The following is a 12,325-nucleotide window of genomic DNA, read 5'->3' as shown; positions in this document are numbered from 1 at the left end:
GTGAAGCGACGTTCTCGCTTTTGCGCCGCAGGAGGTTTTCTTGAGGGGTCTAAGTGCGTCGCGGTTTGCTGACCGGAGAGCCCTGAGCTCGCCGCCTCGAATAGATGACGCAACATGTGATCGACCACTCCATCTGCCCCGCCTTCGTGCCCTCCGACCAACCGTCAGAACGTGTTGGGCCGCCCAATCATCAGCAATAGATCGAGCGATTCTTCTTCAAAATCAAGCAATTGCGGCGGGTCCCAAGGCACTTCGAGAAGTTAGCCAGGAAACTTCCTTGTCGCTCTCTTTCCGCTCTCATCCTACCTCTGTCTCGCAACTCAATGAGACCGCAACTTAGTCGATTCCGGTGAATGGCTTTCGTATCAACCCGCCAATGACAAACTCAACCATCGAGGTAAAATCGAAGACCGGGACGCCGGTAGCTCGTTGAACCGCGGCCGCATAGGGCGGCAACTCTGAACATTCCAAGAGCAGCATCCCGATGTCGGGCCGCTCGTTCAGGAGAGCGACCGCGGTGTCAACCGTTTCCTTCTCGACGGCGCCAACGTCGAGGTCGCCGCTAGCGGTAAGAAAAGCCGCGAAGCAAGGCGCATTCTCTAGGCCGGCTACTACCACACGGTCGGAGCTGGCAGGTAACCCAGCCGATTCTAACACCTCTGGAGTCAACGAGCGCGCTTCTGCGGTGATGATACCGATCGCTTTGTTGCGCGGAAGCATCTGTCCGAGCAATGGAATGAGAAGAAGAGGAGAAAGGAGCACGGGTACGTCGACGGCAGCGCGGACACGGTCTTGATATCGGATCATGAATCCGCAGTGCGCCGTAATCATTTGAGCGCCCTCGCGCACGAGCTCGACAGCCGCCTGGACCGCGGCCGACGCGTAATCGTCGCCATCGGGTGAGACAAGTTTGCTAAAGGAAAGACTTGGTATGGTTTTGTAACGAACAGGCACACTCCAAGTGCTGGCGTTGCCGACGGTCCCAGGAATGAAGGGGCGGTCGAAGGTATCGCTGCCCGTCCGCTCAAGACTCAGGATACCAACGGGCGCGCCGTAGAACGCCTGGTTCGGCCGCCGCGAAACAATCGGGAGCTTCCGTTGACTGAGCTGAATATGGTTCATCTATCGGACCTTCCTTCCACATGGGCCAACAACAGATCGCGGCAGTCGGCTCAACCGACGGCTAGGCCAGCCCCTCGCGGGAAACGACCAATATTAAAATCATTTCAGCATCGGATGCGACGAATATTTCGTATCCCGCGGATAAATACTGCAAGAGTCGGCCGTGCGCCGCAGATTGCAAGCTAGAGAATTGAGCAGACCCCGACGGCGCGGATTTAGTCTCGCGCTGATCTCGGCCCGGAGGGGGGCGTCACGCCTCCCCTGAAAAGGTAAACCTGCCTTTGATTGCTAAAACATCCTGAGGCCCAACGCTGGGCACGTGAAAAAGCTGCATCGTCTTCCAGTTGGCTGCAGGTTTTCGATATTGCGTCCACTTGACTAGAGCAGCTTCGACTCTGTGGGGCCCGTAATATTCTGGCGGGGCATGGAGATGAGCCCGCAAATGTGAGTGGAAATATCCGTATGGGTGTCTTCACCGGAGCACGAAGCAAATTTGCAAAGGCAGAAGAAATCGTGGGTGGGCCCGAAATCTCATTTTCGGGGTGCTCGTCAAGGATTTCCAACTTGGAAAGGAGGCTGCCATGCGGCCCGTCAATTTTGACTATCTGGCCGATAAGCTGCGCAACTGGGGGCGATGAGGCGAAGCGGACCAGCGCGGTGCGCTTAATCACATTGGGCCGGAGACGTTGAAGAATGCGGCCGCCGAGGTGCGCGACGGCAAGCTCTTTAACCTCGGCCTGCGGTTCGACCGTAATGGGCCCCAGCTGGGACGCAAGCGATTCAACCGGATGGATTACGCGACGGACCTTTTCACGCCGATGGGCCCGGCGGCGGCGCTGCGCAGTGTCGGCGGCCGCGTCATGCCCGAAGAGATCAATAAGGAGTCTTCGCTCTAGTCACGTGAATCTAAAGTTCGCCACATAAAGTCTGCTGGGCTTTGTGGCAGAAGCGTTTGACGGAAGCCAAGATCTGGTCTGCGGACTTTGTCCATTTGAAGGGCTTCGGGTTATTGTTGTGCAGTTCGATGAAGGTACGGATGTCGGCCTCGAGTTGCCTGACGGAGGTGTGAACACCTCGCTGGATTTGCTTTCTGGTGAGCTCAGCGAACCAGCGCTCGATCTGATTGATCCATGACGCGGAAGTCGGCGTGAAGTGGACATGATAGTGCGGCCGGCGAGCGAGCCACGCTTTGATCTTGGGTGTCTTGTGGGTGGCGTAGTTGTCCATGACGATATGGACAGCGAGCCCCTCAGGGATTTGAGCGTCGATCTCTTTGAGGAACTTCAAGAACTCGACCGCCCGATGGCGCTTATAGCATTTGCCAATGACAAAGCCGGAGGCGACATCGAGCGCGGCAAACAGCGTGGTCGTACCATGCCGCACATAGCTGTGGGTGCGACGTTCCGGCACGCCCGGCATCATCGGCAGGACCGGCTGCTCGCGATCCAGGGCCTGGATCTGGCTCTTCTCGTCGATGCTGAGGACAAGGGCTCGGTTCGGTGGGGACAGGTAAAGCCCGACGATATCGCGCACCTTATCGACGAATAGGGGATCGCTCGACAGTTTAAATGTCTGGCTGCGGTGCGGCTGCAAGCCGAACGCCGTCCACATTCGGCGGATCGTGGTGTGAGAAAAGCCGGTTTCGGCGGCCATCGAGCGGATCGACCAGTGCGTCGCGTCGCGCGGCGTCGTACGCAATGTCCGCTCGATTACCTCAGCAACCTGATCGTCGTTGATGGTTCGAGGACGGCCAGGGCGGGCTTCGTCAAGCAGGCCATCACAGCGGCCCTTCAAAAATCGGCGGCGCCACTTACCAACCGTGTGTTCGTGAAGGCCGAGTTCGGCAGCTACCGACTTGCTTGGCAAGCCATCCGCGCACCGCAGGATCGCGCGGCAGCGCTCAGATAGCGATCGGGCAACGCGATGACGACGAACCTGCCTCTCCAAGTAAGCCCGCTCCTGCGGGCTAAGAACCAGCGGCGCGATCGGCCGGCCTCGCTCACCTGCATTCGCCACGAGCACTCTCCTCTGTAGAGATTCGAGCTATCAACTAATGTGACGAACTTGCGTTCCAGATGACTAGCGCCAGTTGGGTTGAATTGAATCGTAGGGATCCCCAAAGGGAGCGAAGCGTGATTCATCCTTGAGGCCGGGAGGAGGCCGGCGAGGATGGCGCATGGAGAGGCTCTTCGCATTCGAGTGATCAAGGCCGTCGTTGAGGATCGTCTTTCGCGGAACGAGGCGGCTCGGATATTCCGGGTCGGAATCGCGAGCGCGATCCGCTGGGTGAAGGCGTTCGAGGAGACGCACGGCACGGCGGCTTTGCCGACCGGCGGGGACCGGCGTTCAGTGCTGAAGCCGCATCGGGATTGGCTCCTGGAACTTCGGGGGCAAGGAGAACGATCTGACGCTTGATGCGATCGCCGAGCGCCTGCGTCGCAGGCATGGCGTCGAAGCCCACAAGTCGATGCTGTCGCGCTTCTTTGCCGGTGAGAGGATCAGCTTCAAAAAAAGCCGTGCACGCCAGCGAACAGGATCGTCCGACGTCGCTGAGCGCCGGCAAGCGTGCCAGTGCGCGCAAAGCAGTCTCGGCGACCGGCTCATCTTCCTCGAGGAGACTTGGACGACGACGGCGATGACGCGTCGCTACGCCTGGGCCGACGTCGGCGCACGTGCCTTCGGCCATGCGCCGCACGGACATTGGAAGACGACCACCTTTCTTGCCGGCCTGACCTGTGAGGGGCTGATTGCGCCTTTTGTGCTTGATGGGCCGATCAATGCCGAGTGCTTCTTCGCCTATGTCGAGCAAATCCTCGTCCCGGTGCTGCGCGAAGGCGACACGGTGATCCTCGATAACCTGTCGAGCCATAAGAATGAAGCGGCTGCGCGTCTCATCCCCGGCGCCGGCGCGCGCCTTCTGTTCCTGCCGCCCTATAGCGCCGATCTCAATCCGATCGAGATGGCCATCGCAAAACTCAAAGACCTGTTGCGCCAAGCCCAGGCGAGAACCGTCGACGCCCTAACTAGTGCTGCAGCATATGCAGGCGCTTGAGCAGTGAGGTCTGCCCGGCAGCATCCATTCGCACATCGGCACCGTGGACTAGCTAGGCGGTGTGGACAATTACCTTAGCCAGAGCAGGATTGCAGCGATTGCGACGACGGCGGAATAGTTCAGGCGGCCCTTTCGAAGCGTGTGGCGACGTGTCTGAATTGCTTGAGTTTCGAGAAGCAGCATTCGATCAGGTGTTGCTCGGCATAGATGGGCTCTTGTTGAGCGATATTTTCTTCGTCCGCGAGGGATTGTTTGGAATGACCGCCTGGGCGGCCGTGGCGGCAATAGCGGTTCGGAACGCATCGGAGCCGTAGGCCGCATCGGCCATCACGACCTCGGCTGAAAGCCTCTCAACGAGCGCTTGGGCTTGCGGCGCATCGTCGGCTTAGCCTACCGCCAGGAAGAAGCGGACCACCACCGACCGAAGGGCCGAAAATGCGCTGTTCCATTCACCGTTCAGGCAGATCGCGCGACGGCGCACCAGTCCGCACGATCCACAACACGCCCTCGACGAACATGCTAATATGCGGTTGTCGCGACCCGTCGAACTGCGCAGGCTGACGGAAGTTCAGGATGAGTCTTGCTCATCGCACACCGCTCTCCTTGAGAGGTTCTGGCAGGCTCGATACCCGCCTCGATGCGCCCCCCTCTCAACCCGTCATCACCCACTTTCCCAATAGCTCCGCGGAAGGAGCCCGCATCGCATTTGAGGATGTCGAGCTCCTCATCAAGCAAGATATTTGCTGGACACTCTATGCCTGATCGCCATGTTTCCATTCTTCGGCCCTCGACAGGGCAGCAGGTTCTCGCGGGTGGGTCACGTTATCGCCTAAGGCAATTCCACGAAGAAATGCTGCGTCAAACCTTGGCCATCCACCGAATTTACGCGCGGCCAAACAGAATTTGACGGTTTCCCTGTTTCGCCAGGTGGTAAAAGCTCCTCAAGTGTTCGAAAGCGGCGGGCAAATGCGGCCATTGTGCTAGGATAGCGAAGAATGAATGCGGCCTTTATAGGAGGTAGCAGGCGGCACAAGGAGACTCGATGTCGCCGTATTAGGGCCGGTACGGCTTGCTAAGGCAAGTTCGAGGTCGATGAGATCATCAAATATTCTACATGATGGAGGAATTTGAGCCATGTCTGTACAAACCAGCCAAATGGCGCCAGATGGAATGGTCGTTGTGGATTGTGACGTTCACGTCAACGATCTTCCGGAGTACTTGGCACCTTATTGCGAAATGCCGTGGCGCAAGTCGCTTGAGATCCTCGGTAAAAACCCGCACCCCTACTACCTGAACATCCCCGGCTACTCGCCCTTCTTCAATCAGTGTCCGCCGCTGCCCGGTGGCCATGGGCATAGGAGTGTTAACACGCCGCAAGCGATGCGCGTCGAGCTCAATGCGTTGGGTGTCGACTACGGCGTCCTGCTGCCGGATCACCTGCTTCTCTTTGCGCTTCTGGCGAACGCCGACTACGCCACAGCCGTGGCGCGTGCCTACAACCGTTGGCTGGTAGCCGAGTGGCTTCGCGAGGGTAGCGGTCTTTACGGCGCCATCATGGCCTGTCCGCAAAACCCGGAGGACTCAGCCAAGGAGATCGAGCGCTACGCTGGTACGCCGGGCGTCGTCGCCGTCTACCTGCCCACCGCCGGCGTCGAGCCGCTCTGGGGCCATCGCCGCTACGACAGTATTCTGGCTGCCGCCGAGGCGGCGAACCTTCCGGTCATGCTGCACAGTGTGACGGTGGTCTCGCCGGTCTTCCCTACTCAACTCAATCAGTTCGATAACCACTTCGGGCGCCAAATATTGGGGCACGCCTTTGCGATGATGGCGAACCTCACGAGCTTGATGCACACCGGCGTGCCAGCGCGCTACCCGAAGCTCAAGATCGTCTTCACCGAAGCCGGCGTCGGCTGGGTGCCCTACATGATGTGGCGCATGGACCGTTATCACCAGGAGATGCGCCGGGAGGTGCCATTCCTGGAGGAGCGGCCGAGCGATTACATGAAACGGCAGATGTGGTTTGCCACGCAGCCGCTGGAGGAGCCGGTTAATCCGAAGCACCTGGTCGAGACGATGGAGCACTACGGCGGCGCTGAACGCACATTGTTCGCCTCGGACTGGCCGCACCACGACTTCGACCATCCGAGGGGTCTAGCGCGGCTGCCGCTGACGCAGGAGCAGCGGCGCAAGATCATGGGCGAGAACGCGCTCAGCCTCTTCAATCTGCCGATGCCCGAGAGGCTCACGAAAAGGGAGAAACAGCGAGCATGAGCGACAATCACGAGATGACCGAGCGCGCTGCCGAAGCCCAGACGAAGACGCTGCAGTCGCCTCGGACGCCGGTCGAGTATCCAGTCGGCCTGGCAAGCGAATTTCCGCCCGGTTCGCACAAGATTGTTCAGGTGGGCTCGCAGGAAGTTGGGGTGTTCAACGTCAATGGCAATCTACATGCTCTGATCAATGTTTGCCCGCATCAATACGGGCCGGTATGCGCCGGCCCGGTGGGCGGCGAGATGAGCTGCAACGCCACAACGGGCTGGAAATTCCACTGGAGCCGGGATGGTGAAATCCTCATCTGCCCGTGGCACGGGCTCGAGTTTGATCTGGTCACGGGGGGCTGCCTTGCTCCGAAGGAGATGCGTCTGCGTAAATGCAGAGTGAAGGTTGTCGATGGCGAGGTGCGCGTGAGCCTGGGTGGAGGCTGAGCGCCTTATTGACCGAGCCGTGGTCGGCCGTCGACGGCAGCCACGGGAAGGAAGCGGCGACATGGTCCCGAAGAAAAACCGTTGCAAGAGCTGCAATCATTCCCGTAACGGCTGATACTGTTACGTCCGTGCAGAAGGTCGGACGAATCAAGCTGTTGCCATTGGAGCATTTATGTTCGTCGTCATCGTCGAGACACAGATCGATGCTGAGGAGCGGGCCGGCAGGACTACCTATCTTGCTAAGCTCGTACAACGTGCGGGCGGAGCGGTCGAGGAAGAACTCGGTCTCGAGGTGGTCAATTGCGAGAATCGCCGTGCGTTGGCGATGCTCGCCTGGCCGGACGAAGTTTTTTTAGCGCGGCGCTGGTGGCAGATCGGCAATCAGGAGGGCGGTGGCGAGGTGCTATTCACTGTCAATGGCGACGGCGACATAATCCTACTTGACCACAACGAGGCCGACGCGCTGCTCGTTAACGGCGGAGCTCAGGTCTTGGCAACGGTCGAACGCCGCCGGCCACCCGCGAACGTTTTCTGCCGGCCGGCTTCGCTTTCGGGTCAGTCGATCCTGCGGGGGCGGCTTTGAAGTGGTGACGATTCAGCTCGCCAAGGCGTTTCTATCGCAAGGGCGTGGCAACTATCCGCGAGTAATTTAACCGAAATGACCCTCATCCACTACGTGGCCGCAGACGGCACCCGAAGCTCCCTTAACATCGAGAGCGGTACCAGCGTGATGCAGGGTGCCGTGTTGAATGGCGTCGAGGGCATCGTGGGGGAATGCGGTGGCAACGCGATGTGCGCGACCTGTCATGTCTATGTCGACGAAAATCATATCAACAGACTGGAAACAATGGACGGGCTCGAGGACGAGATGCTCGATCTCGTGGCCAGTCCGCGACGGGCAAACAGCCGGCTATCGTGTCAGATTAACGTGAGCGCCGATCTTGAGGGCCTGATCGTGTACGTCCCAGACAGCCAATATTGACCCATGCAGATGCAGCATCGCCATCGAGTTAACAGGTCAACCAGTCTAGCCAGTACGGAGAGAGGTCCTAAGGAATCGGTTCCGTCACCGGCTGATGAACCTTTACTTCAAGGCCTTCCGGCCCACAAGGCTGAGGGCAAAGCTTGACTCGCTTCGAGTGCCGCCGCCTGCGAGGACCGCAAGCCAAATTGGTGAGAAGACGACATGGGTAGCTTCTGTGGTGGGCTCCTGCGGCTAATTCGATGACGGACGGACCGGTTATTATCGTCGGCGCGGGCCATGCAGGTTTTCACGTCGCCGCATCCTTGCGCCAGTTCGGATACAAGGGGCGTGTTTGTCTTATTGATGAACAGACGCATCCGCCATATCAGCGGCCGCCGCTCTCGAAAGGTTATATCAATGGCTCCGTAGGCCAGGACAGCCTCCTTTTCCGGCCCGAGAGTTTCTATCGTGAAGCGAGCATCGAATTGGTCCCAAGCCGTGTCGTCGCGATTGACCGGCTGGACCGCAAGCTGTTTCTTGCGTCCGGCGCCTCGCTCGACTACCACCACCTGGTGCTGGCAATGGGTGCCCGCAATCGCCTGCTGGATCTGCCAAACGCCAACCTACCCGATGTAAGATATCTGCGCACCCTCGATGAAAGCTCGGCCTTGCGCGACCTTCTTCCATCCAGAAAGCGCGTGGTAGTTATCGGCGCGGGATTCATCGGGCTTGAGTTCGCCACCGTCGCGCGCGTCAAAGGTTTGGAGGTCGACGTGATCGAGCTCGCGCCGCGCGTCATGGCGCGCGTCGTGACGGCCGAGTTATCTGACTACTTCCAGTCGCAGCACCGCGAGGCTGGCATCCGCATTCATCTCGGCGTGCACCCCACCGGCATTGAGGCTGATGGAGGCAAGGTGACGGGCGTCTCATTGCGTGACGGTCGGCATTTGGCGGCCGATTTGGTCGTGGTCGGCGTCGGCGTTCTGCCGAACATTGAGCTCGCAGCGGAATCTGGTCTGCCGGTTGCGTCAGGCGTCGTCGTCGACGAATACCTATTGACCGCCGATCCGAACATCTCAGCGATCGGGGATTGCGCGCTGTTCGCCAGCTCGCGATTTGGCGGCTCACTGCGGTTGGAGTCCGTGCAGAATGCCATGGATCACGCGCGCTGCGTGGCGGCACGCTTGGCCGGCGACCGGAAGCTCTATGACGGCCAACCCTGGTTTTGGAGCGATCAAGGCGCCAGCAAGCTGCAGATTGCGGGATTGACAACCGGCTATGACCAAGTTGTTCTGCGCGGCGATCCCGCGCGAAAGGCGTTCTCAGTGTTTTGCTATAAATCCGGCAAGCTTGTGGGCATCGAGTCGGTCAACCGCGCATCGGATCACATCTTTGGCCGGCGCCTGCTCGGGATGGACCGTTCACTCACTCCGGAAAGAGCCGCGGACGAGAGTTTCGATCTCAAGAGCGCACTATCCTGAGCGTATCGGCGGCTAACAAATGCTGTGTTGACCTCTCCAACTCAGGTCCGAGACCAGGTGGTATGGACAAACAGGATTCCGAAATTCTCTGACGCATGATTCAAGGCTGTCCTTTGAAGAGGTCAGCGTTGATTCGAAGCCTGATGAGCGACGAGGAATGGGCGCTCTTTGCGCCATTCCGGATAGAGAACCGATCTCGGGGTGGTCGACGGCCGCAGGATGATCGCAGGGTTCTGGACGGTATCTTCTGGATCACGAGGACCGGATCGCCTTGGCGTGACCTTCCGGCCGCATTCGGCAACTGGAACTCGGTCCACCGAGCGCGCGCTTGCGGCCGCCGCGTTTGCGCACCGTCAGCCGCTCTTCGCGATAGAGCCGGTAGAGCTTCTTCCAGTTCACCGCCACGCCTTCGCGCTTCAGCAGAAGGTGCAGCCGGCGATAGCCGAAGCGCCGGCGTTCGGCGGCCAACTCCCGCAGCCGCCTGCGCAGATCCGCATCGTCCAGTCGGCTCGAGCGATAGCGGTAAACCCGCGGCTCCATGCCGACGAGCCGGCAGGCGCGGCGCTGCGAATAGCCCTTGCTCTCGATCGCCCAGGTCACGGCGGTCCTCGTCGACCCAGGCGTCAGAAGTTTTTTCCGAGCATCTCGCGCAAGGTCGAGACGTCGAGCATGGCGTCGGCCAGCAGACGCTTCAGCTTGCCGTTTTCCTCCTCGAGGCTCTTCAGCCGCTTCGCCTCCGACACATCCATGCCGCCATACTTCGAGCGCCACTTGTAGAACGTCGCGTCGCTCACTCCGTATTTGCGGCAAAGCTCCGTCGCCGAAAGCCCCGCCTGGTGCTCCTTCAAAATGCCGATGATCTGCTCGTCGGAAAATCTCGATCGCTTCGTTGCCAGTCTCGTCATCCGGACAACAGGCTAACCTCAAAGCGAGGACATTTCAGGGGAGCATGTCACCCGCGATCACGTCATAGTTGGCGGTAGAGCTGGCGCTATAGCACTTGCCGACATAGGTGAGGATGCAGAGCAGGTGATGGGCGCGCAGACGGACCGTCACGCCCCGACTTTGCGCATGAGCAACGTCAGGGCGACCGCGGCCAAGGCGGATTTGAGGGAGTCGCCGGGAAGAAAGGGCAGACCGCCCGCGGTGACCGCCTTTTCGGGCCCGATGAACGCGGCGGGCCATGCAGCACCCAGGCGAGGCAAAGGGGCTGGCAACGAGCATGCCGGCAAATGCCAGAGTCGGGCGTTTGCCGTTCCAGCCGCGCTCGGCAAGCCAGCCGACGAGCGCAGTGATCAGGGCCCAAGAGAAGATGGAGCCGGCGGTCGGGCCGGCGAAAACGGCGAGGCCGCCGGCGCCGCCTGCAAGAACGAGCATTCCGATTGCCGCTTCGCCGAGCCATGCCATTACCGTCAACGTGCCCAGCCGCCATCCATAGAGGGCCGCTACCATCAAAATGGCATAGGTCTGCGCGGTCACCGGGACGGGATACATCGGCACCGTGATGTATACAAAGCCACGCCTCGGCGGTGACCTTTGCAGAATTTCTTCGATTCCCACCGATTTGTGCGCTCTTTGTGCGAGTCGGATTAGCTACGCTCATAATCATAGGCTGAACACCGTAGTTCTGCATACTAGGAGGAGAACGCCATGACCAAATCGGATTCCGGGAAACATTCAGTCGGTGGCGCGAGCCGCCGCCTAGTACTTCAGTCGGCGGCGACCCTGCTCGCCGCACCATTTGTTGCAAAGCCCACTAATGCCTGGGCCCAGGAAAAGCTCGCCGGCAGCGGCGAAGTCGTCGTCTTCAGCTATGGCGGCTCATTTACCGAAGGTGTTCGGCGAGCGGTCTACGAGCCGTTCACGAAGGCGACCGGAATAAAAGTCGTGGATGTGGTGGGCGATTTGGCCGCTTCCCAGGTCAAGGCGATGCACCAGGCTGGCCGCGTCGATTGGGACACTGCTTATATCGAGGCGGAGGCCTATCCGGCAATGCACGAAGCCGGGATGTTCAAGCCAATCGATTACAGCCTCTGGGATCAAGAAGCGCTTGAGGGCACGCCGCCGCATACGCGTTTCAAAGACGCGGTCGTGGGACTTGCGTCCGGGCTCGTGCTTTCTTACGACCAGCGCGTCTTTCCGGAAGCCGGCCCACAAAACTGGGCGGATTTTTGGGACATCAAGAAGTTTCCGGGACCAAGAGGGCTTGACTTTCGCGGTAAGCACGCCATCCAATTTGCGCTCCTGGCCGACGGTGTCGCACACAAGGATATCTGGCCCCTGACAGATGACAAGCTCGATCGCGCGTTTGCGAAGCTGAACGAGATCAAGCCGCATGTTGCCAAGTGGTGGACCGGGGGCGGTGAGGCGACACAACTCATGATCAACAAAGAATATACTATGGCGGACGCTTTCGATGGCCGTCTGATCTCCGCGATCCACCAGGGAGCGCCTATCAAATTTGTCTGGGAGGGGTGCTACCTCACTTACACTTACATGACGATTCTGAACGGCGGCCCCAACACGGCGAATGCGCAAAAGCTGCTCGCCTTCTTGAACCGCGCGCAGATTGCGGCCGCGTGGACGCAGGCGACCGGTTACCCTGGGCCAAATGCAAATCAGGTCAAGTACCTGCCGCCCAAAATTATCCCGCTGGTCAGCGTAGATCCGCAAAACGCTGTGAAGTGCATCATTGATGACGCCAACTGGCTCGTGGAGAAGCGCCCCGACGGCAAGACCAATGGAGATCATGTCCAGGAGCGCTTTCTTACATGGCGGACGCAATGAGCTTTATCGCAATTACTGGCTGAGCGGGGTCCTCGCGGGAAGCGGGATTTGAATTCTGCTACTCCTGCGGGGCGCTCCAGCGCTCAACTGGGCTGACGCATCGATCAGTTTGAGCGCTATCAGCTTGGCGCTCGGCGGCGTGTGCCCCACCGTGGCGAACATGCTCGAGATCGGATTGGTGGTCCGCAAGTGCTCAGGGCTCGACAGGGAAGTT

The 12,325-nt window shown here is 59.7% G+C and carries 12 protein-coding genes and 3 pseudogenes; 10 read left to right on the top strand and 5 right to left on the bottom strand.

All coding sequences use genetic code 11. The features are described from left to right. Positions 1–336: 336 nt before the first annotated feature. On the bottom strand, positions 337–1,122 hold the full coding sequence (locus tag A3M7_RS0126960) for a hypothetical protein (protein WP_049823711.1): 786 nt from the start codon (positions 1,120–1,122) through the stop codon (positions 337–339). A gap of 686 nt (positions 1,123–1,808) precedes the next feature. Between A3M7_RS0126960 and A3M7_RS0126950 the strand changes: the two genes are divergently transcribed. Then, the gene (locus tag A3M7_RS0126950) at positions 1,809–2,018 is read left to right on the top strand and encodes a hypothetical protein (protein ID WP_027546711.1); all 210 of its coding nucleotides are present in this window, start codon (positions 1,809–1,811) and stop codon (positions 2,016–2,018) included. Positions 2,019–2,028: 10 nt separating this feature from the next. Here A3M7_RS0126950 and A3M7_RS0126945 read toward each other — a convergent pair whose 3' ends face one another. Continuing rightward, the gene (locus A3M7_RS0126945) at positions 2,029–3,138 is read right to left on the bottom strand and encodes an IS630 family transposase (RefSeq protein ID WP_027546710.1); all 1,110 of its coding nucleotides are present in this window, start codon (positions 3,136–3,138) and stop codon (positions 2,029–2,031) included. Between the two features lie 153 nt (positions 3,139–3,291). On the opposite strand from A3M7_RS0126945, the gene A3M7_RS51330 reads away from it, so the two are divergent. After that, complete coding sequence (locus tag A3M7_RS51330) at positions 3,292–3,537, top strand: helix-turn-helix domain-containing protein (protein WP_156936989.1); 246 nt, start codon at positions 3,292–3,294, stop codon at positions 3,535–3,537. Continuing rightward, on the top strand, positions 3,485–4,174 hold the full coding sequence (locus A3M7_RS45010) for an IS630 family transposase (RefSeq protein WP_156936988.1): 690 nt from the start codon (positions 3,485–3,487) through the stop codon (positions 4,172–4,174). The genes A3M7_RS51330 and A3M7_RS45010 overlap by 53 nt, the downstream gene beginning before the upstream one ends. Positions 4,175–4,243: 69 nt before the next feature. On the opposite strand, the pseudogene A3M7_RS50690 reads toward A3M7_RS45010, so the two are convergent. Further along, positions 4,244–4,727 (bottom strand): annotated as a pseudogene (locus A3M7_RS50690) (transposase); the annotation flags it as partial. 581 nt (positions 4,728–5,308) lie between these two features. On the opposite strand from A3M7_RS50690, the gene A3M7_RS45005 reads away from it, so the two are divergent. The 6 genes and pseudogenes from A3M7_RS45005 to A3M7_RS47230 all read left to right on the top strand — a co-directional run. Continuing rightward, positions 5,309–6,445, top strand: coding sequence for an amidohydrolase family protein (locus A3M7_RS45005; RefSeq protein WP_049823708.1), 1,137 nt, complete (start codon positions 5,309–5,311; stop codon positions 6,443–6,445). Further along, positions 6,442–6,879, top strand: coding sequence for a Rieske 2Fe-2S domain-containing protein (locus A3M7_RS0126925; RefSeq protein WP_198033819.1), 438 nt, complete (start codon positions 6,442–6,444; stop codon positions 6,877–6,879). Before A3M7_RS45005 ends, A3M7_RS0126925 begins: the two co-directional genes overlap by 4 nt. A gap of 172 nt (positions 6,880–7,051) precedes the next feature. After that, positions 7,052–7,462 carry a hypothetical protein gene (locus A3M7_RS0126920; RefSeq protein WP_027546708.1) on the top strand — a complete coding sequence of 137 codons (411 nt, stop codon included), beginning with the start codon at positions 7,052–7,054 and terminating at the stop codon, positions 7,460–7,462. Positions 7,463–7,537: 75 nt separating this feature from the next. Then, positions 7,538–7,861: a 2Fe-2S iron-sulfur cluster-binding protein gene (locus A3M7_RS0126915; protein ID WP_027546707.1), complete on the top strand. Its 324-nt coding sequence runs from the start codon at positions 7,538–7,540 to the stop codon at positions 7,859–7,861. A 242-nt stretch (positions 7,862–8,103) separates the two neighbouring features. Next, a complete protein-coding gene (locus A3M7_RS0126910; protein ID WP_027546706.1) occupies positions 8,104–9,324 on the top strand; it encodes an NAD(P)/FAD-dependent oxidoreductase in 1,221 nt (406 codons plus the stop codon). Positions 9,325–9,419: 95 nt separating this feature from the next. Then, a pseudogene (locus tag A3M7_RS47230) lies at positions 9,420–9,584 on the top strand (hypothetical protein); the annotation flags it as partial. 55 nt (positions 9,585–9,639) lie between these two features. Here the strand turns inward: A3M7_RS47230 and A3M7_RS47225 are convergent. Both A3M7_RS47225 and A3M7_RS0126890 read right to left on the bottom strand, forming a co-directional pair. Next, a pseudogene (locus tag A3M7_RS47225) lies at positions 9,640–10,229 on the bottom strand (transposase); the annotation flags it as partial. Positions 10,230–10,263: 34 nt separating this feature from the next. Beyond that, on the bottom strand, positions 10,264–10,884 hold the full coding sequence (locus A3M7_RS0126890; protein WP_245284330.1) for a biotin transporter BioY: 621 nt from the start codon (positions 10,882–10,884) through the stop codon (positions 10,264–10,266). Between the two features lie 90 nt (positions 10,885–10,974). On the opposite strand from A3M7_RS0126890, the gene A3M7_RS0126885 reads away from it, so the two are divergent. Next, the gene (locus A3M7_RS0126885) at positions 10,975–12,111 is read left to right on the top strand and encodes an ABC transporter substrate-binding protein (RefSeq protein WP_027546704.1); all 1,137 of its coding nucleotides are present in this window, start codon (positions 10,975–10,977) and stop codon (positions 12,109–12,111) included. The last annotated feature ends 214 nt before the right edge of the window (positions 12,112–12,325 follow it).

Source organism: Bradyrhizobium sp. WSM2254, from assembly GCF_000472645.1.
GTDB lineage: Bacteria > Pseudomonadota > Alphaproteobacteria > Rhizobiales > Xanthobacteraceae > Bradyrhizobium > Bradyrhizobium niftali.
The sequence above is the reverse complement of the archived record's forward strand: the minus strand, read 5'-3'. Positions and strand labels throughout refer to the sequence as shown.

Bases quoted from the DNA above. Each gene is read 5' to 3' on its own strand.
- A3M7_RS0126885 (WP_027546704.1), top strand. From the start codon at position 10,975: ATGACCAAATCGGATTCCGGGAAACATTCAGTCGGTGGCGCGAGCCGC.
- A3M7_RS0126915 (WP_027546707.1), top strand. From the start codon at position 7,538: ATGACCCTCATCCACTACGTGGCCGCAGACGGCACCCGAAGCTCCCTT.
- A3M7_RS0126925 (WP_198033819.1), top strand. From the start codon at position 6,442: ATGAGCGACAATCACGAGATGACCGAGCGCGCTGCCGAAGCCCAGACG.
- A3M7_RS0126960 (WP_049823711.1), bottom strand. From the start codon at position 1,122: ATGAACCATATTCAGCTCAGTCAACGGAAGCTCCCGATTGTTTCGCGG.
- A3M7_RS45005 (WP_049823708.1), top strand. From the start codon at position 5,309: ATGTCTGTACAAACCAGCCAAATGGCGCCAGATGGAATGGTCGTTGTG.
- A3M7_RS0126910 (WP_027546706.1), top strand. From the start codon at position 8,104: ATGACGGACGGACCGGTTATTATCGTCGGCGCGGGCCATGCAGGTTTT.
- A3M7_RS0126920 (WP_027546708.1), top strand. From the start codon at position 7,052: ATGTTCGTCGTCATCGTCGAGACACAGATCGATGCTGAGGAGCGGGCC.
- A3M7_RS51330 (WP_156936989.1), top strand. From the start codon at position 3,292: ATGGCGCATGGAGAGGCTCTTCGCATTCGAGTGATCAAGGCCGTCGTT.